The 20,726-nt window shown below is 69.2% G+C and carries 17 protein-coding genes; 6 read left to right on the top strand and 11 right to left on the bottom strand.

All coding sequences use genetic code 11. The features are described from left to right. Positions 1 to 52: 52 nt before the first annotated feature. From AB0M51_RS28940 to AB0M51_RS28925, 4 genes are all read left to right on the top strand, one after another. Positions 53 to 694, top strand: coding sequence for a hypothetical protein (locus AB0M51_RS28940; RefSeq protein ID WP_344189471.1), 642 nt, complete (start codon positions 53 to 55; stop codon positions 692 to 694). Further along, complete coding sequence (locus AB0M51_RS28935) at positions 691 to 1,134, top strand: hypothetical protein (RefSeq protein WP_344189473.1); 444 nt, start codon at positions 691 to 693, stop codon at positions 1,132 to 1,134. Before AB0M51_RS28940 ends, AB0M51_RS28935 begins: the two co-directional genes overlap by 4 nt. 89 nt (positions 1,135 to 1,223) lie before the next feature. Then, the gene (asnB, locus tag AB0M51_RS28930; protein ID WP_344189475.1) at positions 1,224 to 3,053 is read left to right on the top strand and encodes an asparagine synthase (glutamine-hydrolyzing); all 1,830 of its coding nucleotides are present in this window, start codon (positions 1,224 to 1,226) and stop codon (positions 3,051 to 3,053) included. A gap of 11 nt (positions 3,054 to 3,064) precedes the next feature. After that, positions 3,065 to 3,523, top strand: a complete 459-nt coding sequence (locus tag AB0M51_RS28925; RefSeq protein ID WP_344189477.1) for a MarR family transcriptional regulator — start codon at positions 3,065 to 3,067, stop codon at positions 3,521 to 3,523. Here AB0M51_RS28925 and AB0M51_RS28920 read toward each other — a convergent pair. Further along, positions 3,520 to 4,428, bottom strand: coding sequence for a superoxide dismutase (locus tag AB0M51_RS28920; RefSeq protein WP_344189479.1), 909 nt, complete (start codon positions 4,426 to 4,428; stop codon positions 3,520 to 3,522). The genes AB0M51_RS28925 and AB0M51_RS28920 overlap by 4 nt on opposite strands. Before the next feature lie 98 nt (positions 4,429 to 4,526). Between AB0M51_RS28920 and AB0M51_RS28915 the strand changes: the two genes are divergently transcribed. Next, on the top strand, positions 4,527 to 5,516 hold the full coding sequence (locus AB0M51_RS28915) for a winged helix-turn-helix domain-containing protein (protein ID WP_363751293.1): 990 nt from the start codon (positions 4,527 to 4,529) through the stop codon (positions 5,514 to 5,516). Between the two features lie 46 nt (positions 5,517 to 5,562). On the opposite strand, the gene AB0M51_RS28910 is transcribed toward AB0M51_RS28915, so the two are convergent. The 9 genes from AB0M51_RS28910 to pseB form a co-directional block, all read right to left on the bottom strand. Beyond that, positions 5,563 to 9,123: a discoidin domain-containing protein gene (locus AB0M51_RS28910; RefSeq protein ID WP_363751291.1), complete on the bottom strand. Its 3,561-nt coding sequence runs from the start codon at positions 9,121 to 9,123 to the stop codon at positions 5,563 to 5,565. A 175-nt stretch (positions 9,124 to 9,298) separates the two neighbouring features. Next, a complete protein-coding gene (locus AB0M51_RS28905; protein ID WP_363751289.1) occupies positions 9,299 to 10,939 on the bottom strand; it encodes a cation acetate symporter in 1,641 nt (546 codons plus the stop codon). Next, the gene (locus AB0M51_RS28900; protein ID WP_344189489.1) at positions 10,936 to 11,280 is read right to left on the bottom strand and encodes a DUF485 domain-containing protein; all 345 of its coding nucleotides are present in this window, start codon (positions 11,278 to 11,280) and stop codon (positions 10,936 to 10,938) included. The genes AB0M51_RS28905 and AB0M51_RS28900 overlap by 4 nt, the downstream gene beginning before the upstream one ends. Before the next feature lie 42 nt (positions 11,281 to 11,322). Then, entirely contained in the window at positions 11,323 to 12,147 is an 825-nt protein-coding gene (locus AB0M51_RS28895) for a class I SAM-dependent methyltransferase (RefSeq protein WP_344189491.1), read from the bottom strand. 37 nt (positions 12,148 to 12,184) lie between these two features. Next, complete coding sequence (locus AB0M51_RS28890; RefSeq protein ID WP_344189493.1) at positions 12,185 to 12,922, bottom strand: glycosyltransferase family protein; 738 nt, start codon at positions 12,920 to 12,922, stop codon at positions 12,185 to 12,187. Next, positions 12,910 to 13,725 carry a hypothetical protein gene (locus AB0M51_RS28885; protein ID WP_344189495.1) on the bottom strand — a complete coding sequence of 272 codons (816 nt, stop codon included), beginning with the start codon at positions 13,723 to 13,725 and terminating at the stop codon, positions 12,910 to 12,912. Before AB0M51_RS28885 ends, AB0M51_RS28890 begins: the two co-directional genes overlap by 13 nt. Next, positions 13,725 to 15,164: a hypothetical protein gene (locus AB0M51_RS28880; protein ID WP_363751285.1), complete on the bottom strand. Its 1,440-nt coding sequence runs from the start codon at positions 15,162 to 15,164 to the stop codon at positions 13,725 to 13,727. The genes AB0M51_RS28885 and AB0M51_RS28880 overlap by 1 nt, the downstream gene beginning before the upstream one ends. 10 nt (positions 15,165 to 15,174) lie before the next feature. Beyond that, positions 15,175 to 16,299: an aminotransferase class V-fold PLP-dependent enzyme gene (locus AB0M51_RS28875; RefSeq protein WP_344189499.1), complete on the bottom strand. Its 1,125-nt coding sequence runs from the start codon at positions 16,297 to 16,299 to the stop codon at positions 15,175 to 15,177. Between the two features lie 4 nt (positions 16,300 to 16,303). Then, positions 16,304 to 17,287, bottom strand: coding sequence for a UDP-N-acetylglucosamine 4,6-dehydratase (inverting) (gene pseB, locus AB0M51_RS28870; protein ID WP_344189502.1), 984 nt, complete (start codon positions 17,285 to 17,287; stop codon positions 16,304 to 16,306). Positions 17,288 to 17,456: 169 nt separating this feature from the next. Between pseB and AB0M51_RS28865 the strand changes: the two genes are divergently transcribed. Next, the gene (locus AB0M51_RS28865; RefSeq protein WP_344189504.1) at positions 17,457 to 18,479 is read left to right on the top strand and encodes a spore coat protein; all 1,023 of its coding nucleotides are present in this window, start codon (positions 17,457 to 17,459) and stop codon (positions 18,477 to 18,479) included. Here the strand turns inward: AB0M51_RS28865 and AB0M51_RS28860 are convergent. Next, a complete protein-coding gene (locus AB0M51_RS28860; protein ID WP_344189506.1) occupies positions 18,472 to 20,700 on the bottom strand; it encodes a hypothetical protein in 2,229 nt (742 codons plus the stop codon). The two genes, AB0M51_RS28865 and AB0M51_RS28860, sit on opposite strands and share 8 nt — an antisense overlap. Positions 20,701 to 20,726: the final 26 nt, after the last annotated feature.

The following is a 20,726-nucleotide window of genomic DNA, read 5'->3' as shown; positions in this document are numbered from 1 at the left end:
CATGCGCGTGAGGGTACCGGTCGTTGCACCTGTTGGGACCTAGTGTCGGAGGGTGACGATCGAGGCCAAGCGGATCGAGAAGACGAATCGGGAGCGTTACGAGCTGGCTCAGCAGTGGGGATGGCAGTTCCGCCCCGAGGCGCCGGAGTTTGCGGATGCCTGGCAGGTGTTGCCGTTCACCGAGCGTGGGGACCAGCGGATCGCCTTCGGCGTGGTCACCGGGCAGTTCAACGGGATGCCGTTCCTCACGTTCGACTTCCACCGGCGGCCGAAGGTGACGCACTACCACGACGCCTGGACGGACCGGGAGCTGAGCTCGCGGGACACGGTCACGATCGACACGGTCTGGGTGGTGAAGCTGCCGCGACCGCTGCCGTTCTTCCAGATCGCCTCCAGTATCGACCCGGCGTTCGACGTCGACCCGTTCCCGGAGCCGCAGACACCGGACACCAAGTTCAACCGCTGGTACAAACTGGTCGGCACCGACCCGAACGTCGCCGCCTACTACCTCCACCCGCAGCTGATGCAGCTGATGCGTAACGCCAAGCTGCACACCTGGGCGGTCGCCGGCGACGACCTGCTGTTCATGGAGCACCCGATCTTCGGCCGGACCAAACCCGACGAGATCGTGGAGACGCTCGGCAAGCTCGGACAGCTGGTCGGGCTGCTGCCGTTCCAGGCGTTCGCGCAGTGATCACCGCGATCCTGGCGGTCGTGCACGCGGGGTTGGCGGCGGCCTGGGTGGGCGGGATGGCCTATTCGCTGTTCGTGGTGCAGCCGAAGGTGAAGAAGTACTTCGGGGCGGATCGCGAGGGCCGGGAGATGCTGACCGCGGTGATTGCTTCAGGCAACCGTTGGAAGGTGATCGGGCTGGTGGCGGCGATCGCGCTGACCGGGGTGGGGATGCTGCTGATCGACCACCGGAACTGGCAGCTCCACGCGGTCAAAGGGCTTCTGTTGCTGATCGCCACCGGGATCTTCTGGTACGTGTCCTGGCGGCACTGGCCGCAGCGGGTGTTCGCGACCGCGGCCGAGCTGCCCGTGCTGCAACGCCGACTGGTCAAGCTGGCGAGCGCCATGCTCGTTCTCGCGGGGCTGGCGTTCGCGCTCGGGGTCGTCGCCACGCACGTCTGAGAGTTTGATCACGGATTCGAGCGTTGTCGTCACTCTCTGCCAGAAATACATTGGAATGGAATGTATCTCTGGCAGACGGGAGCGACCGGATGTGTGGCATCACCGGATGGGTGGCGTACCGGCAGGACCTCGAGGGGCAGCGGGCGGTCGTCGACGCGATGACCGAGACGATGTCCTGCCGCGGGCCGGACGCGCGAGGCACCTGGTACGCCCGGCACGTGGCGCTCGGCCATCGCCGGCTCGCGGTCATCGACCTGCCCGGCGGCGAGCAGCCGATGACGACCGAGGTCGGGGACGCCACGCTCGGGATGGTCTACAGCGGTGAGGTCTACAACTACACCGAGCTCCGTGACGAGCTCCGCCGCCGCGGTCACCCGTTCACGACCGACTCGGACACCGAGGTGGTACTGCGGGCGTACGCCGAATGGGGCACCGCGTTCGCGGAACGGCTGAACGGCATGTACGCGCTGGCGATCTGGGACCCGCGGAACGAGACCCTGGTGATGGTCCGCGACCGGATGGGCATCAAGCCGTTCTTCTACTACCCGACCGCGGACGGCGTCCTGTTCGGCTCCGAACCGAAGGCGATCCTCGCGAACCCCGCCGTACCGGCCGTGGTCGAGGTCGACGGACTGCGCGAGCTGCTCACCGTGTCGAAGACGCCCGGCGCCGCGCTGTGGGCCGGGATGCACGAGGTCGAGCCGGGGACCGTCGTCACGGTCGACCGCAACGGCGTTCACGCCAACGTGTACTGGCGTCTCGAGACCAAGCGGCACGTCGACGACCAGGACACCACGGTCGCGCACATCCGCGAACTGCTCGACGACATCACCCGCCGCCAGCTCGTCGCCGACGTACCGAAGTGTGTGCTGTTGTCGGGCGGCCTCGACTCCAGCGCGATCACCGCGCTCGCCGCCGGCCAGCTGGCCGAGGAGGGGCGGAAGGTCCGCAGCTTCGCGGTCGACTTCGTCGGGCAGGAGGAGAACTTCCAGCCGGACGAGCTCCGCGGTACGCCGGACACGCCGTACGTGCACGACGTGGCGGACCTCGTGCGCTCGCAGCACTCGGACATCGTGCTGGACAACACCGCGCTGACCGATCCGGAGATCCGGCGGAAGGTTGTCCGCGCCAACGACGCCCCGCTCGGCGGCGACATCTTCGGATCGCTGTACCTGCTGTTCTCGGCGATCCGCGAGCAGTCGACGGTCGCTTTGTCGGGCGAGTCGGCCGACGAGGTGTTCGGCGGGTACCTGTGGTTCCACGACCCCGAGGTACGCAACAAGCCGATCTTCCCGTGGATCGCGTACCTGGCGTCGCGGCGCAGCGGGAGCCAGACCCACGTACTGCGGAAGGACGTGCTCAAGCAGCTCGACCTCGGTGGGCACCTGCGCGACCGGTACGCCGAAGCGGTCCGGGAGGTCGAACGGCTGGACGGTGAGTCCGACGACGAGTGGGCGATGCGCAAGGTCTGCTACCTGCACCTGACCCGGATGGTGCGGATCCTGCTGGACCGCAAGGACCGGATGAGCATGGCGGTCGGGCTGGAGGTCCGGGTTCCGTTCTGCGACCACCGGCTCGTTGAATACGTATACAACACCCCGTGGTCGATGAAGACGTTCGACGGCCACGAGAAGAGCCTGCTCCGGGCAGCCACCCAGGACGTGTTGCCGCAGTCGGTGGTGGACCGGCGGAAGTCGCCGTACCCGCAGACGCAGGACCCGGCGTACGTCGCGACGCTGGCCGGCCAGGTCCGCGAGCTGCTGGCCGAGCGGCATCCGGTGTTCGAGCTGGTGGACCGGGACAGCGCGCAGCAGTTGACGACCGCGGCCGACGGCTCGGCTCGCCGCCTGCTGGAACAGACGCTGTCGCTGGCCACCTGGCTGGATCTCTACCAGCCGGAGATCAAGTTGCCGCGGTAGGAGAAATTTGGATGACTGTGCCAGGATGGCGCTTCCCGACGGAGGTGATCGCGATGGCGAAGGAAGCGTTGCAGCTGCTGGTCAGCATGCACCGGATCGTCCGGCATCTGCGCCGGAGCCGGACCACCACCCTGATGCACCCGACGCAGTTCCTGGCCCTGATGCTGATCGCGGACGAGCAACCGATCCGGATCGGTGAGATCGCCGCCCGGGTGCCGTGTTCGCAGCCGACCGCGACCACCACGGTCGCGGGCCTGGAGGAGGCCGGCCTGGTCCGGCGCGAACCGGACCCGGTCGACGGCCGCGCGACCGCCGTCGTGCTCACCGACCTGGGTGCCGAGACCGTGGAGGCGTCCGGACGGCAGGCGGCCGAGGAACTCGCCAAGCTTCTCAGCCGCCTCGACGACGCCGACCGGGACCTGGTCCTCCGGGCCGGCGCGGTGCTGACCAGGGTGACCGACGACCTCTAACGCAGACCCGGTACGACGCTGACGGTGTAGGGCGGCGTACCGGGCGCGACGTCGAGCTGGCTGTTCACCCACAGCAGTCGCCCACGGTCGCAGGCGATCGTGGTCGGGGTGGCACCGGCCGCGCCCGGGCTGGAGTCGGCGATCAGCGTCGCCGTCGTGAGGTCGTCGTTCAGCAGCGCGAACCTGGTCACGTACTTCCCGCCGCCCGCGTTGTAGACGGCGTACAGGCGGTGTCCTTCGAGCAGGTAGCCGTCGCCGGAGAGGATGCCGTTCGGGACGTTCACGACGCGGACCTGCTTGGTCCGCAGGTCGACCCGGTACGTGACGTCCTGACCCTGCTCGCCGACCAGCAGCACCTTGCCGTCGGTGACGATGCCGTTCAGGTAGTACGGCGTCGGCTGGATCTTGTCCCGGGTGATCCACGGTTCGAGCTCGCCGAGTCCGTCGCGGGTCAGCGGCGCCCGCCAGATCTGGTTGTGCGCGGAGTCCGTCACGTACACGGCGTCGCCCGCGATCGTGAAGTCGTTGAGGAACGAGCCGTCCGCGGCGCGCCGGACGGCCAGCAGCCGGCCGTGGGCGTCGTACAGGAAGAGCTTCGAGGTGCTCGCGCCGGCGATCAGGACCCGGCCCCAGCGGTCCACGTGGATGCCGGTGGCCGACGTACGGCCGTCGCTGCCGGGTGCCAGGAAGCGGGTCAGGTGCGACGTGCGCGTGCTACCGCGGTACACGGCGCCGCTGCCGACGCTGGTCACGTACATCGTGCCGTCCGGCGTCACCGCGATCCCTTCCAGGGTTTCGCCGGGCGTGGTGGACACGACGTACTCCGTCGGCCGGTGGACGGTGGTCGCCGCGGCCGTCGGTGCGGCCAGCAGCAGGAGGGCGGTGAGGAGCGCCAGACGTTTCATCCGGCCAGCGTCGAAGGGTACGCCGGGGCGCCGCGACCGGATTCGGCCTGAACCGAAGAGGTCTGTCGCGCGCTCCTCGCGGCGTTCACAATCGGGGGATGATCAGGGTCCACTTCACCGCGGCGGACCTCGGCCGGATCACGTTCCCGGTCGAGCCGCACCCGCTGTGGGAGACCGCGCTCGCGGCGCGGGCCCTGGGGGACCGGTCGATCACACCGGCGGTACGGCGATGGCGGCGGTCGGCGGCGCCGCGGGTGCAGGGGTCGATGCGCCCGCTGTTCAAGCTGATCTCGCCCGGCGGGCTGTTCCCGGACTTCCTGACCCCCGAGGTGCCGGGGCCGGGGCTGGAGTCGTCCGTCGAGGTGTTGACGGACACCCCGGCGGACGTCATCCGGGAGGAGCTGGAGCCGTATCTTCCGCCGGAGATCGACCGCTATCTGCGCGGGTTGCTGGAGGGACAGGCCGGATCGCGGCGGGCACTGGGGATCGCCGTCCGGGAGTTCCACCAGCAGGTGCTCGCGCCCACGTCGGGGGAGTTGCAGCGGCGGTACGGCGCCGACCTCGGGATCCGGTCGCAGGCGCTCCTGCACGGCGGGATCGACACGCTGCTGTCGTCGCTGCACCCCGACGTCGAATGGAACAGCCCGGTCCTGACGACGTACGGCCACACCGAGGGGCCGACCTCGGACATCCACCTCGAAGGCCGCGGGCTCGAGCTGTACCCGTCGCCGCTGACCACCACCTGCCTGGCGATGGACGCCCACGGCCGCCGCCCCGTCCTCGTGTACCCGTGCACCGACCTGCCCGAATCCGACGAGGACCCGAGCACCAACGACGCGCTCGCCGACCTCCTCGGCCGCACCCGAGCCGCCGTACTCCGGTCCCTCGTCCACCCGGCCACCACCACCCAACTCTCCCGCCGGGTAGGCATCTCCCTCGCCTCCACCTCCGACCACACCCGAATCCTCCGAGCCGCCGGCCTCATCACCACCCACCGAACCCAAGGCACCGCCCTCCACACCCTCACCCCCGCGGCCCGGCCGTTGCTGACCGGCGAGTCCAGAGGCGTCCCAGGACAGCTCGGGTAGGGGCGGGTAGGGGCCGCGAGGTGGTTGCTCGCGGCCCCTGGCTGGCTCAGTTGCGGTGGATGGTGAAGGTTGTGGTGGTGTTCCGGATGTCGGTGCTGTTGTCGGTGAGGGTCAGGTTGTCGAAGGTGACCTCGCCGACGGCGGGGCCCTGGCCGGGTTCGGGGAGTTCGTTCGCCCAGATGCCGAAGCCGGACTTGCTGTCGAAGGCGTCGCCGGACTTGTGCGCGCCGGTGATGGTCGTGTCGGTGAAGATCGTGTCGGCGACCGGGAACTGCGGGCTGCCGTTCGCGTAGTTGGTCTGGAACATGATTCCGGAATACGTCGGATCGGTGATGTCGAGGTCGGACACCCGGATGCCCTGGAAGATCTTCGACGCCGAGAACACCCACACCGCGGGGAACGCCTGGTTGCCCCAGAAGTGCCCGCCGGAGCGGACCACGGACGCGTTCTGGAACTGCGTCGGTGGCGTCGCGCCGAAGCCGTTCATCGGGATGCCGAAGTCCAGCGAGCTGATCGTGATCCCGGGGTAGGTCAGCATGTCCGCCGCGTACAGGTTCCGGAAAACGTTGTTCGTGCCGCCGTACACCGCGAATCCGGCGGCCCGCCAGGTCAGCATCGCGGACAGGTTCTCGAAGACGTTGTCCCGCACTTCGCCGCCGCCGTTGTCGGTGGCGTTGAAGAGCGCGAAGCTGTCGTCACCCGTCGACCGTGCCTCGTTGTTGCTGACCGTGTTCCCGGCCGACCCGTTCGTCATGTTGATGCCGTCGGCGAAGGTGTCCCGGATCCGGGAGTTCTTGATCGTCGACGTGTCGGTGTTCGAACCCCAGTACAGGCAGACCATGTGCTCGACCCAGATGTTGTCGATGGTCATGTTCGCCGTACCGGAGAAGTCGAACACCTTCCCCGGGCCGTCGATCCGGGACGTGTAGTTGCCGAAGTACGCGAACCCGCTGAACGTCGACCCGTTCGCCGACGCCTCGGACCGGAACCCGACGTCGGTGTTGTCCTGGGTGTCCGGTGCGTGGAACCGGGTGAACCACGGCCCGGCCCCGACCACCTTCACGGCTTTCCCGTACACCTGGAACTTCGACGACGTCTGGTAGTCGCCCGGCGGCAAGTACACGCCCTGCAGCGTGCTGTCCTGCCGGACCTGGTCGAGCGCGTTCTGCACGTCCTGCTGGGTGAACCCGGCCGGCGTCACGAAGCCCGCACCGGGATTAGGGATCGCCACCACCGCCTCGGTGTCGAGGAAGTCGATCGAGTACGTCGTACCGTTGGCCGGGTCCTTCTGCAGCCGGATCTTGGTCCCGGCCGGGTACGTCTGGTCGAGCATCAGGTTCGCTTCGTCGTAGATGTGCCGGGCCGGACCCGACCCGGGGGAGTTGTTCGGCGACGCCTCCGCGCCGTACAGCCAGGCGTACTTCGAGGTGAGCGGCAGCGTCTTCGCGAAGGTCCCGTTCACGTAGACGCTGAGCGTCGACGACTGCCCGCCGCCGCCCGCGGAGTCCGGGATCGAGAACCGCGTGACCAGCGTGTTCGTCGCGGCCCGCGTGGTGAACTCGACGTACGCACCGTTGCTGTTCAGCGTGACCGCGCGCCGCCCGGACGCCTCGCCGGCCAGGTCGCCGATCGTCCGGTTCGGCCCGATCACGGTCGCGCCCCCGCCGACCGCGGCGTCCTCGGCCTCGAGGTGGTCGTACGGCATGTTCGCGCCGCGCCCGACGAAGAACGGCCGCTCGCTCGTGTTGTTCGCGCGCTTCACGGGCAGTTCGTTGGCGTCGTCCGCCAGGACGACGCGTACCGTGTAGCGCCCGTTCACCGCCGTCCAGTTGCCTAGGGCAACGGCGGGGGCGGTCGCTCCGGCCGCGATCGAACCGTTGTACGAACCGGTCAGCGTGGTCACCACGGACGAGCCGTTCAGCACTGTCAGCGTGATCCCGTGGGCGCCGGACGCCGACGCGACACTGCCCTGGTTCTTCAAGGAAACGGAGAAGGAAACGGAGCTTCCGGCGGACGGATTGTTCGGCGTCCAGTTCACCGCGGAAGCGACGAGATCCGAGCTCGCCACCGGCGTCACCACCAGTGGTCCGGAGGCGTTCGCCGTGTTGTTCCCGTCGTTCTGCTCGATCACGGAGTTCGCTTCGTCGACCTTCGCGCTCACCGCGTACGAGCCCGCGTCCCGGGTCCCGATCGACGCGCTGACGGTCGTCGAGGCGCCCGCGGCCAGCGCGCCGACTGCGGCCGTACCGACCTTGGTGCCGCCGAGGTAGAAGTTCACGTCGGTCGCGCCTGAGCCGGCCGTACCGCCGTTGTTCACCGTCGCGCGCACCGTGATCGAGTCGGTCTCGACCGGCGCCGTCGGCGTCCAGGAAACTCCGGAAAGCGTGAGATCCGGATTCGGAGCCGGTACGCCGAGCACCTGCAGCTCGGCCACCTGCCCCGCCGGCGCGCCGGTGTTCCCGGTGAAGTTCAGCCGTACGTCGGCCACCCGCGCGCTGACCGGGATCGTCACCGAGTTCCCACTCGCCGGATCGAACGAGTAGTTGGCCGATCCAACAAGCGTGGTGAACCCGGAAGCGCTCTGCTCACGCCCGAGGATCGAGAACGTCTGCGTCCGCGCGCCCCACGCCGGATCCGGGTTCAGCCGGACGACGACCGAGCTGACGTCCGCGTTCGCCCCGAGCTGCGTCGTCAACGTCGCCGGCTCGGCGTTCCCTTCCCAGTACGTCGTGACGTCGTCGTCGTTGGCGTTCGCCGGAACGTAGGTGAACGTGTACCCGGACGCCGAGATCGGCTTGTGCAGCGCGAGATTACTGCTCGGCCCGCCGCTGCCGTTCCGGGTGACGGTGTTGCTGTTCGGCGATTGGTTGCCTGCGGCATCCTTGGCGCGGACGTAGTACGACACCGACACGTTGGCCGGCTGGTCGTCCGTGTACGTCAGCCCGGTGACGCTCGTCCGCAGTTGGCCGTTCGCGTAGACGTCGTACCCGGTGACGCCGACGTTGTCCGTCGCCGCGTTCCAGGTGAGCTTGATCTGCCCGGCGCCGGGTTCGGTGAAGGCCAGGCCGCCCGGGGCGGTGGGAGCCTGGGTGTCACCGGTCGCCGGTCCGTAGACCTCGAGTTCGGACAACTGCCCCGCGGGCCAGCCGGTGTTGGCCGTGATCCGGACCCGGACGTACCGCGTGGTCGCCGTACCGTAGTCGACCGTCACCGTGTTGCCCGGCGGGCTGAAGGTCCGGGCCGCGGACGCCGACAGGTCGGTGAAGTTCTGTCCGTCGGTGCTTCCCTGGATCGCGAGGGTCTCGTCCCGGGCACCCCAGTCGGTCGTCGGGAGCTTGAGCACGACCTGGTTGGTGGGGACGGACGAGCCGAGATCGACCTGCACCCACTGCGGGAACGCGTTGTTCGCGCTCTCCCAGTAGCTGCTCTGGTTGCCGTCGGTCACGTTCGACGCGACGTAGTTCTGCGTGACGCTGCTCGCGGAGGCCGGTTTGCCGGCGGCGAGATTGCCCGCGGCCTCGGCCGCCTGGGCGGGGGAGACGAGTGGTGCGGCCGCGAGACTCGCGGCCAGCAGGGCGGTCAGCAACCGCCAACGGGGTATGCGCATGAGACCTCTCCTGATGGGGCGGACAGAGAAGAGTTAAAAACTTTCGCCGGCTTGCTCATTTCTTGCGTGACGTGGGGCTCATTGTTACGGCACGGCTACTCGGGCGTCAACGGCTCGTGACCAACGAAAAGGGCCGGCTCGCGCAGTGCGAGCCGGCCCTCCGAGAGGTACTGCGTCAGTGCTTGGCGGCACCCTCCGCGCCCGCGCCGGTGAACGCGCGGACCGACAGCTCGCTGTACCGCTGCTCACTGGACCGGTCCTTGCCGAGGTACGTCCCGAGGACACCGAACAGGAAGCCCAGCGGGATCGACACGATGCCCGGGTTGGAGAGCGGGAACCAGTGGAAGTCCGCGCCGGTGATCATCGACTTCTCACCGTTGCCGGACACCACCGGCGAGAAGATCACCAGCACCACGGCGGAGACCAGGCCGCCGTAGATGCTCCACACGGCGCCCGAGGTGTTGAACCGCTTCCAGAACAGGTTGAACAGCAGCGCCGGCAGGTTCGCCGAGGCAGCGACCGCGAACGCCAGCGCGACCAGGAACGCGATGTTCAGCTTCTGCGCCGGGATCGCCAGTGCGATCGCCACCGCGCCGATCCCGATCGCCGCGAACCGCGCGACCCGCAGCTCCTGTTTCTCGGTCGGCTTCTCCTTCGAGATCACGTTCGCGTACAGGTCGTGGGCGAACGACGACGCCGACGTCAGCGTCAGGCCCGCGACCACCGCGAGGATCGTCGCGAACGCGACCGCCGCGATCAGCGCCAGCAGGATCGACCCGCCGAGCGACCCGGCGCCGCCGCCGACCGACTCCGCCAGCAGCGGCGAGGCGACGTTGCCCTTCGACGTCGCGACCGCCGAACCCTTGCCGGTGTCCAGCAGCGCCGCGGCGCCGAACCCGAGGGCCAGCGTCATCAGGTAGAACACGCCGATCAGGCCGATCGCCCACTGCACCGAGCGCCGCGCGGAGCGGGAGTCCGGCACCGTGTAGAAGCGGATCAGGATGTGCGGGAGTCCCGCCGTACCGAGGACCAGGGCCAGGCCGAGCGACAGGAAGTCGATCTGGCCGGTGAAGTCCTTGCCGTACAGCAGACCCGGCTGCAGGAACGACTCACCGTGGCCGGACTTGGCCGCCGCCGAGCCGAGCAGCGACGAGAGGTTGAAGTGGAACTTCAGCAGCACCAGGAACGTGATCACGACGGTGCCGGCCATCAGCAGCACGGCCTTCACGATCTGCACCCAGGTGGTGCCCTTCATGCCGCCGATCGTCACGTAGATGATCATCAGCGCGCCGACCAGGATGATCACGGCCGCCTTCACGCCCTCGCTCTTCACGCCGAGCAGCAGCCCGACCAGCGAACCGGCGCCGACCATCTGGGCGAGCAGGTAGAAGATCGACACCACGATCGTCGAGGTGGCCGCCGCGGTCCGGACCGGCTTCTGCTTCATCCGGAACGCGAGCTGGTCGGCCATCGTGAAGCGGCCCGAGTTCCGCAGCAGCTCGGCGACCAGCAGCAGGGCGACCAGCCAGGCCACCAGGAAGCCGATCGAGTAGAGGAAACCGTCGTACCCGTAGAGGGCGATCTGGCCGGAGATGCCGAGGAACGACGCCGCGGACATGTAGTCGCCCGCGACCGCGAGGCCGTTCTGCGCGCCGCTGAACGAGCGGCCGCCGGCGTAGTAGTCGGCCGCGGTCTTGTTCTGCCGGGACGCCCACCAGGTGATGTACAGCGTCACGGCAACGACCGCGGTGAACAGCGAGATGGTCAGCGCCCGGTTGCCCGGCTCGGCGGCCAGGGGCAGCAGGAGGGGATTCACCGGCGACGCTCCCTCTTGTACTTGGCGTTCAGGCCGTGGGCCAGCGGATCGAGCTTGCGGTTCGCGAACCGGCCGTACAGCGCGGCGATCACGAACGTCGAGACGAACTGCAGCAGGCCGAAGACCAGCGCCACGTTGATGTGGCTCCCGCCGATCTTGTGGCTCATGAAGCCACGGGCCCAGTTGTTGCAGGCGACGTACGCCAGGTACCACGCCATGAACGCGATCGTCCACGGTACGACGAAGTTCTTGTAGCGCCGTTTCAGCTCGGTGAAGTCGGCCGCGTCGTGGACCGCTTCGTACGCGCGGGCGTCCCGCTCGCGCACCATCTCTTCGCCCATGAGTTCCCCTTCACTGGACTGAACAGGTGCACGTTAGCGGCTTCAGAGGTGCGGCGCCACGGGACCGGTGATCGTCCGGCGGTAGTTCGCGAACTCGCTCGGGTGCGCCCGGAAGCAGTCGGTGAAGTACGGCATCCGGAGCGGCTCCGGCGGGCGGGCGGTGTGTTCGTAGATCAGCTCAACCTGCTCGAGCACCTGGTCCCGCCGGGACTCCTTGAGTACGGCGACCCGGGAGTGCGACTGCGCCAACTGCCGCAGGCCGCCGCGGTCAACGTCGTGCCAGTGCCGGAACCGCGCCTGCTCGATCATCGCGAACAGGTTCGACTGCTCCAGGATCGGCATCGGCTCGAACCGGTCACTGCCGCCGAAGCCGTCGCCCTGGATCACCTGCATCATCCGGCGTACCCACGGCACCACCGTGTCGGCGTTGTTCCAGAACAGGCCGAGTACGCCGTTCGGCCGCAACACCCGGGCGATCTCCGGCAGCGCCCGGGCGTGGTCGAACCAGTGGAACGCCTGCCCGACGATCACCGCGTCCACGGACGCGTGCGCGAGCGGGATCGACTCGGCCGCACCCACCATCGTGTCGATCCCGGGCCGCCGGCGGCAGACCTCGAGCATCTCCGGCGACGGGTCGACCGCGATCACGTGGTGCCCGAGCCCGGCGGCGACCGCGGCCAGCTTGCCGGTACCGGCGCCCAGGTCGAGCACCTGCAGCCCGCGGCCGGGGCCGAGGACCCAGGTCAGCGCCTCGAACGGGAACGTCGGCCGGCCCGCGTCGTACGCGGCCGCGACGGCGCCGAAGGACTTGGCGCGCGCCGCGTTCACGCCGTTGTCGGCGTCCCCGGCCGGATCGTTGGTGGTCATCACGGCAATTCTGCCGTAGCCGAGGGCAGGAAACCTGCTATTCGCCGAGTTTCTTCTGTTCGATGTGCGCGTTCAGCGCGGCCAGCTCCGGGTGCTCGTCCAGGATCTTGACCAGGTCGGCGCAGCCCAGCCGGGGAGCGTCGAAGTCCTCGATGAGTGCGTCGAGCAACTTCCAGTCGTCCGCGGTGTCCAGCGTCAGCCGGTACTGCGACCCACCGCCGGACCAGGGGAGATTCAGCAGCCGTATCTCGCCCGACCGGTTCTGGTGCAGGTACGACGTGACGTGCTCGCGATCCGCCTTCAGCGTGGCCTTCCGCTCCGCGTCGTACAGCCGGGCCGCGGAGAAGATCTCGAAGTCCATGCCGCGCGGATAGGTCCGCTCCAGGCAGTTCGAGATGTAGAGGTCGGGATCGTTCTCGGCGCGCCACCGATCGACGCCCGCGGCAACGATCTCGGGATCGATCAGCGGACAGTCCGAGGTGACCCGGACGATGCCGTCCAGGTCGTGCTCCCGGGCGGCACCCGCGAACCGGCTGAGGACGTCGTCCTCGCTGCCCCGGAACACCGGGAAGCCGTCCTCGTCGCACAGCTGGACGACGAGGTCGTCGTTGAAGTTCGTGGTGGTCGCGACGATCACCGGCAGGCCGGTGCGGCTCAGCCGGTCCAGGTGGTGTTCGAGGTACGAACGGCCGGCGACGGTCAGCAGGACCTTCGCCGGCAGCCGTGTGCTCGTCACGCGAACCTGCGTGACGATCCCGATCTTCAGCTGTTCCATCGGAACATCTCCCGGATTTCTGCGGGTCCGGCGACGTGGTCGACGCCCAGTTCGGTGGCTGTGAACTCGCGGACGACCTCGGCCGGGACGTACGGCTGGTCCATGTCCGGCCACAGCCGCTTGATCCGCGCCTGACCGCCGAACGACGGGTGCTCGTTCTCCAGCACCATGGGATCACCGTAGACCCCCGCCCGCAGACCGAGCGAGCCGCCGTACAGAACGGCCGAGCTGAGCCGGTTCGAGGCGACGCGCTCGTGCCTGCGCAGTTCGCGGAGCTGGTTGACCAGGAACTTGGCGTTGGTCTGCCGCCAGTGCAGGCCGCGGTAGCCGTGCGTGATCACCCGGAATCCGGCGTCCTTGTAGACCTTGCGGATCGCCGGCTTGTCGTACTCGTTCCAGTACAGGCAGACGGTCACCGGGCCGGTCTCGTGCTCGTTGATCGAGGCAACGATCCGGCCGTGGTCGCCGAGCACGTGCTGGCCCTCCCAGCCGTGGAACGGGTAGAAAATGGTGCCCTTGGCTCGTTTGTCCGGGGTGGCGAGCTCCGGGTGGGTCTTCAGCAGGTACAGCCAGACGGAGCCGATCACCGAGTAGTTGCGCAGCCCGAGCGCGTGGCCGCGGCGCCGGACGCTGTCCGACCAGACGAACTTCGGCATCCCGGGCGCGAAGTTCGTGCCGTACGCGAACCCGTCGAGGATGTTCCAGCCGTGCTGCAGGTAGCCCCAGATCCGCGGCGGCTTCTTCAGCCCCGCGTACGTCGCCATGATGTTGGCGTGCCCGTAGAAGTGGTTGGCGTGGTGCATCAGCGCCGGACCTTCTTCAGTACGCGCTTCAGCCGCCGGCGGATCACACGGGCCGGGTTCATCACGGCGTGGCCGACGCGGTACGGGCGGGACCGCCGGATGCCGCTGACGGTGCCTTCGAAGAGGATCGCGCGGGCGCTCGCGTGCGCCAGCTCGTCCGCCAGGCGGGCGACGGTCTGCAGTTGCTCGGCGCTACCTCGCGGTCTGATCACCTCGTCCGGGGTGAAGTCCGGCTCCGGCACGGTGATACCCGCCATCGCCGCCAGCCGCGCCGTCAACTGATGCGCATCGGCCGCGGCCGGCCACGGTACCCGCCCTCCGCCTTCCAGCACCCGGTTCGCGAACCGGCGAAGGTGCTCGACGACGTCCAGTTCCTGCGGCTCGCCGAACAGCCGGTACGAATCCCCGTCGAGGATCACGTTGTCCGGAGAACCCGCCCCGCCGGTGCCCAGCCAAGCCACATACTGCGGAATCACCCGCCGCAACTCTGCCTGGTCGTCACAGCGCAGGGCCGTCAGCAGGTGTTCCTCCAGTAGGACGCCTTCGCCGTCGGGTACGACGCCGTCCGGCAGGACCGCGGGTGCCTCCGCTCCGACCACGAAGTACCAGGCCGGCGCCAGCTCGAACGCAAGCCCGGCCTCGGCCGCGTCCAGCACCAGCCGGTACGGATCCATCAGCACCGGGCCATCGTTGCGTGAGGCAACAGCTCGTGCGGCTACCACGGCCGCCGGCCCGTCGACCGCGGCCAGGGCAACGTCTGCCTGCACCAACGAGGGAAACACCGCGTACGTCTGGTGGACCTGCAGACCGGCGCTCTCGACAGCCACCGTCACCCGCTTGAGCCCCGCGGGCGCCCGATCCCCGACGTCCCGCCCCCAGTCCTCGTCCCGCGGCAACGCCGCCGCGATATCCGGCTGCACCAACCGCTCGAACCCAAACCCGTTCGCCGCCCCCAACAACAAGCTCCCGCCGGACCGCAGCACCCCCACCAGCCGGTCGAGACTGTCAGCCCAGGTGAACCCAGCGGTGTCAGGCCCCACCAGCCGCTCAAGCCCGTCGAGCACCACAACCACGTCATACCCGCCGTGTACCGCACCCACCCCGGGCGGAGATGGGTGGACGCCGCCCGTCTTCTCATCTACCGCGAAGCGGTCGAGGGAGCCGCAGAAGACTTGGCCTTTGGTGGTGTCGAGGAGCTCGGCCAGCTCCTCGGCGTCCGGTGCCGAGCGGACCAGCAGGTCGACCGACGTGACCTGCGACGCGACGAACTCGACCAGTTCGGCGGCGTGCGGGCCGGCGAGCAGGACGTTCGCGTCGGGTGTCAGGACGGCGGCCAGGAGCGCTTCGGCTGCGGGTCCGGCGGCCGCGGGCCGGGCGTCGCCCGGGTGCAGGTCCGACCAGTTGAGCATCTCCCCGCCGACCAGGTTCGATCGGGTCACATCGGTCACGTTATCCAACCAATTGCAGAAGGGTCTCGATCACCCGGTCGGCGTCACCGTCGGTGAGGTCCGGGTAGAGGGGAAGGGACAGTTCCTCGGCGTAGAACCGTTCGGCGTTCGGGCAGAGGCCGCGCTGGTACCCCTGGCGGGCGAAGACGGGGTGCCAGTACACCGGAATGTAGTTGACCTGTACGCCGATCCCGGCCGCGCGCATCCGCTCGAAGATCTCCCGTCGCCGCCCGCCGAGGACGCGGAGCGGGTACAGGTGCCACATCGGGTCGACCCCGGCGCGCTGCACCGGCGTACGTAGTCCGTCCACTCCGGCGAAGGCCGCGTTGTAGCGTGCGGTGATCTCCGCCCGGCGGCGCTTGAACTCCGCGAGCCGGCGGAGCTGGGACAGGCCGAGCGCGGCGCCGAGGTCGGTGAGGCGGTAGTTCACGCCGTACTCGTGGACCTCCTGGTGCCACGGGCCTTCGTCGGTGATCTCGAAGCGCGACGGGTCCCGGACGAGCCCGATGAAGTGGAACTCGTGGGCGCGCCGGCCGACGTCGGCGTCGCGGCAGACGACGGCGCCGCCTTCGCCGGTCGTCAGGTTCTTCGTGGGGAAGAACGACATGGTGGTGACGTCGGCCAGGTCGCCGACGGGACGGCCGTACGCCGATCCGCCGACGGAGTGGGCCGCGTCGGCGAGGGTCTTCGCACCTACCTGATCGGCCAGGGACTGCAGGGCAGGGTAGTCGGCGGATTGGCCGGCATAGTCGACCGCGCTGATGACCTTGGACCGTTCGGTGAGAACGTCCGAGACGGCCGAGGGGTCGATCAGGCCGGTTGCGTAGTCGATGTCGGCGAAGGCCACCCGGGCGCCCAGGATCGCGGCACAGGAGGCCGTGGCCACGAAGGTCATCGGGGTGGTGATCACCTCGTCGCCGGGGCCGACGCCGAGTGCGGCGTACGCGATGTGCAGCGCGGCCGTGCCCGACGTACAGCTGACTGCCCGGTGGCCGCCGGACAGTTCGGAGATCGCGTTCTCGAAGGCCGTCACTGCCGGCCCGGTGGTCAGCCAGTCGCCGCGCAGTACCGCGGTGACCGCCTCGATGTCCTCCTCGGAGATCGACTGGCGCCCGTACGGCAGCACGGGGTCACGCGTCGCTTTCGAGGATCTTGCGGATCTCGTCGATCGAGTACCACTGGTCGTTGGTGTCGGAGGCGTAGTGGAAGCCGTCCGCGACCGGGTTGCCGTCGGCGGGCGGCTGGTAGCCCCAGGTGGCGAGGTCCGGCTGCAGGACGAAACGGTTGCCGAGGGACACCGCGCGGCGGCCTTCCTCCGGGCTGATCATCTCCTCGTGCAGCTTCTCTCCGGGGCGCAGGCCGACGTCGTGCATCGCCGCGCCGGGCGCGATCGCCGCGGCCAGGTCGGTCACCTTCATCGACGGGATCCGCGGTACGTACAGCTCGCCGCCGGTCATCAGGTCGAACGTGTCGACCACGAACTCGACCGCCTGCGGCAGCGTGATCAGGAACCGGGTGCAGCGCAGGTCGGTGATCGGCAGCGAGTGGCCGGCCGCGTGCAGCGCCCGGAACTTCGGGATGATCGAACCCCGGCTGCCCATCACGTTCCCGTACCGCACGACGCTGAAGCGGGTGTCGTACGCGGCCGCGTAGTGGTTGCCGTTGATGAACAGCTTGTCGGCGGTCAGCTTGGTCGCGCCGTACAGGTTGATCGGGCTGGACGCCTTGTCGGTGGACAGCGCCACGACCCGCTTCACGCCGCTGTCGATGGCCGCCTCGATGACGTTCTGCGAACCGATCACATTGGTCTGCACGAACTCCCACGGGTTGTACTCGCCGCTGTCGACCTGCTTCAGCGCGGCGGCGTGTACGACGTAATCGACCCGGTGCATCGCCCGCAGCAGCCGGGACCGGTCGCGGACGTCGCCGAGGAAGAACCGCAGCCGGGGGTCGTCGCCGAACGACTGCCGGACCTCCCACTGCTTCAGCTCGTCGCGGCTGAAGACGATGATCCGCCGCGGATCCAGCTGCTCGAGCGCATGCCGTACGAAGGTCCGGCCGAACGACCCGGTACCGCCGGTGACCAGGATGTCGGAGCCGGTAAGGATTGACACGCGAGCGGGACCCCTTCTGACGGACAGTTCCGAACTGCGCACACGCGGTGCGGACCTCGAAACAATAGCTGCCCCGTGAGCGACCCGTTCAATCCCCATCTCAACTCGGTGTAATCAAACGTACGTTCCGGAGTCGGGCCCGGTCGCGGGACCCGGTACGGTCTGGGGCGTGAAGCGCGTCGGGGTGCGATGTGATGTGGGCCCGGCCCGGGGGATCGGGCATGTGATGCGGTGCCTGGCGCTCGCCGAGGAGGTGCGGCGGCGCGGGGCGGAGGTGGTGTTCGTCTGCGACGCGCCCACCGTGCCGTGGGCCGCCGCGCAGATCGCCGCACGCGGGATCGACGTACACCCGGCGGTCTGGGAGGCGAAGGAGCACGTCGAGCTGTTCCGGCGGCTCGGGCTGGACGCGGTGGTGTTCGACTCGTACGACCTGGACGGGGCGGTCTACCGGGCGGTCCGGGCGAGCGGCCTGCCCACGCTGGCGATCGTCGACGGCGACTTCCGCGGCGCCGAGGCCGACGTACTCGTCGACCAGAACCTCGCGGCCGAGCTCGACCGTCCGGAGCTGCCGGCGGGCACCCGGCGGCTGGCCGGCTTGCCGTACGTGATGATCCGCGACGAGATCCTCGCGCACCGCCCGGTCGAGGCACCGGCCGACCGGCAGCACGGCGTACCGCAGGTGTTCGCGTTCTTCGGCGGCACGGATGCCTTCGGCGCCGGGCCGTACGTCGCCCGTGCGCTGGCCGCGACCGGTCTGCCGTTCGAGGCGACGGTGGTCGCGCCGGGGCCGGACCTCGCGGCGCGCATCGGCGAGGTGGAGCTGCAGCCGCATCAGCAGTTGCAGGTCATCGGGCCGACGGATCAGCTGGCCGCACGGGTACGGGAGGCTGATCTGACGATCAGTGCTTCCGGTACGTCGACGTGGGAGTTGCTGTGTCTCGGGGCGACGGCCGGCCTGGTGTGCGTGGTCGACAACCAGGTGATGGGGTACGAGCGGGCCGTCGACACGCGCGCGGCCGCGGGACTCGGGTTGCTGAGCGCGCTGCAGGAGGATCCGGCGTCGGCCGATCAGATGCTCAAGCGACTGTTGACCGACCCCGCAGAACGCGGCCGGCTGGCCCGCGCGGGCTGGGAGTTGGTCGACGGCCGGGGCCGAGAACGAGTAGCCGACGCCTTGCTCGGTCTTATCTGAGTTCGTAGATCGTGGCGTCCAGGGTTGCGTGGCGGAGGCGGACGTAATTGCGGAGGGCGGGCGAGACCGTGCCGGCCCGGTTGTCGGCGTACAGCCAGCGGACGCCGGCCTTGCGGAGGCGTTCGACGGTCGTGGGCGACGGTGCCTTGAACACGACGTCGTTGGCGGCGAGCTGCTCGCGGTTCCAGTACGGGATCAGGCTCGGGTTGCCGTCCTCGGCGAGGGCGATCCGGTTCGCCTGGTTGGAGTACGACCAGCCTTCGACGAGCACCGGCCGCTCGGACAGCGCGGCCAGCCAGAAGTGCCGGCTGTCGCAGAGCCCGTCGCGCTCGATGATGCAGTGCGCGTTGGTCGCGATCAGCTCGCCCGGCTTGCTGTTCCGCCGCAGCCACTGCGCCGCACCCGCCTCCGCGGCCGTCGCCCCGCCGCGGAACGGGTGGGCGAACACCAGGTTCGACGCCGAGTCGGAGACGAAGGCCTGTAACGGCACCAGCGCGGCGCCGATCATGCACGCCGCCACCGCGCCGCCGAGCAGTGCCACGAAGAAGTTTCCCGGTCGTCGCGCCAGCTTCCAGCCCGCTGCGACCAGCACCGCAACCGCGGCAACCACCGCGATCGTCCACAGCCACGGCCCCTTGACCCCGTGCAGGTCCGCCGACTCCGACCGCGCGACCGCGAACCCGATCAGTCCGAGCAGCCCCGCGGACCCCACCAGTACGACGGCCTTCCGGTCGCCGAGCCGCCCGACCAGGTTCGCCAGCCCGGCGGCCGCGAGTACGGCGATCATCGGGAACGCGGTCCGCAGGAAGTACAGCTGACTGACACCCGACTGGGTCGTCAGCACCGTCCCGAGCAGCCCTGCCACCGCGACCCCGACCAGGAACACCGCACCGGCGTCCTGCCACTTCCGCCCCAGGAAGAACAGGCCGGAGGCGGCCAGCGCCCAGCTCAGCAAAGTCGTTGCCCCGGTCAACAACTGGGCATGGGGGTTCGAGGCCAGCATCGAGAACGGCGCCAGCTGCACGAACGTCTCGAACGGCTTGATCTGCGTCCCCCAGGTGCTGCCGCCGAAGATCGTGACCAATGCCGCCACGAACACCGCCAGCGAAACCAGCCCGCCGATGAACGCGGGCCGCGTGGGCTTCCGTAGCAGCCCCAACTGCAGGAACGCGAACGCGAACCCCACCCCGACCACGGGAAGGATCGTCGACTTCGCCCCGGCCGCGACCAGCGCGAGCAGCACCAGCAACACCCACCGCGCCTTCGGCCGACCGTCGGTACGCAACAGGTCGACCGCCACCACACAGATCGCCAGCGCGATCAGTACGCCGAGATTCTGCGTCGGACTCAGGTACGCCGCCACTGCCGTCGAGATCCCGCCCAACCCGGCCGCCGCCAACGGCTGCACCGCCCCGCCGAGCCCTGCGACGAACACCGCGAGCGGCCCGGCCCAGGTCGCACCGGACTCCGGCGTCGGGGAGAGCCGGGAGGCGAGCGCGAACACCAGCCCGCACCCGGCGAGGAACAGCGGCAGCCAGCTCAGCGAGTGGATCAGGTCGGTCAGGTCGATCCGCGTCCCCCACTGCGTCGCGGCGGTCGCCTGGTGGAAGAACGTGTGGTACTTCATCGGCTCGCCGCCGAGCCACAAGGTCCTGATCGGTACGTCGTACTTCGCGCTCGCGGCCAGCGCCTGCTGGAACGCGAGATCCGGGTAGGCCCGCAACGGATCGGTGTACGCCGGCAGAAACTGCCCCGGGCCGCGCCGGTACACGATGAGCAGCACGACCGCGGTGGAGGCCGCCAGCAGCCACGCCTGCAGCGGACGCAACGGCTGCTCGACCCGGCGCCAGACCCGCGCCCGGGCGTCGCGATCCAGGAAGGCGACCACGAGTACGACCGGCGCCCAGGCCCATGACCACGCCTGCAGACCGATCGACGCGCTGGCGAGGTACACCAGCACCTGTCCCGCCGTACCGACCGCGAAGCCGGCGGACAGGTCCTCGACCAGGTTCCGCCGGTAGCCGCCGATCAGCCGCCAGAGCGCGAACCCGGGCAGCGTCACCGCGACCAGCGTGAACAGGACGAACCGGCCCAGTTCGAAGACGGTCGAGTGCAGCGCGAGCAGCACGATCGCCAGCACGCCGACGGCCACCCCGGCAACCAGCCCGGACAGCGAAGGACCCGCAGTCCGCGGCCCCCGCCGCCTCGCTTTCGCGCGCATGTCGTAACACTAATGTGAAATCCATC

Origin of the sequence: Kribbella sp. NPDC051137 (assembly GCF_040682535.1) — a bacterium.
Taxonomy (GTDB): Bacteria; Actinomycetota; Actinomycetes; order Propionibacteriales; family Kribbellaceae; genus Kribbella; species Kribbella karoonensis.
The sequence above is the reverse complement of the archived record's forward strand: the minus strand, read 5'-3'. Positions and strand labels throughout refer to the sequence as shown.

What these genes read in the sequence shown, in the direction of transcription:
- AB0M51_RS28915 (WP_363751293.1), top strand. Translation starts at nt 4,527, where the DNA reads ATGATCAGGGTCCACTTCACCGCGGCGGACCTCGGCCGGATCACGTTC.
- AB0M51_RS28900 (WP_344189489.1), bottom strand. Translation starts at nt 11,280, where the DNA reads ATGGGCGAAGAGATGGTGCGCGAGCGGGACGCCCGCGCGTACGAAGCG.
- AB0M51_RS28895 (WP_344189491.1), bottom strand. Translation starts at nt 12,147, where the DNA reads ATGACCACCAACGATCCGGCCGGGGACGCCGACAACGGCGTGAACGCG.
- AB0M51_RS28925 (WP_344189477.1), top strand. Translation starts at nt 3,065, where the DNA reads ATGACTGTGCCAGGATGGCGCTTCCCGACGGAGGTGATCGCGATGGCG.
- AB0M51_RS28890 (WP_344189493.1), bottom strand. Translation starts at nt 12,922, where the DNA reads ATGGAACAGCTGAAGATCGGGATCGTCACGCAGGTTCGCGTGACGAGC.
- AB0M51_RS28885 (WP_344189495.1), bottom strand. Translation starts at nt 13,725, where the DNA reads ATGCACCACGCCAACCACTTCTACGGGCACGCCAACATCATGGCGACG.
- asnB (WP_344189475.1), top strand. Translation starts at nt 1,224, where the DNA reads ATGTGTGGCATCACCGGATGGGTGGCGTACCGGCAGGACCTCGAGGGG.
- AB0M51_RS28860 (WP_344189506.1), bottom strand. Translation starts at nt 20,700, where the DNA reads ATGCGCGCGAAAGCGAGGCGGCGGGGGCCGCGGACTGCGGGTCCTTCG.
- AB0M51_RS28920 (WP_344189479.1), bottom strand. Translation starts at nt 4,428, where the DNA reads ATGAAACGTCTGGCGCTCCTCACCGCCCTCCTGCTGCTGGCCGCACCG.
- AB0M51_RS28910 (WP_363751291.1), bottom strand. Translation starts at nt 9,123, where the DNA reads ATGCGCATACCCCGTTGGCGGTTGCTGACCGCCCTGCTGGCCGCGAGT.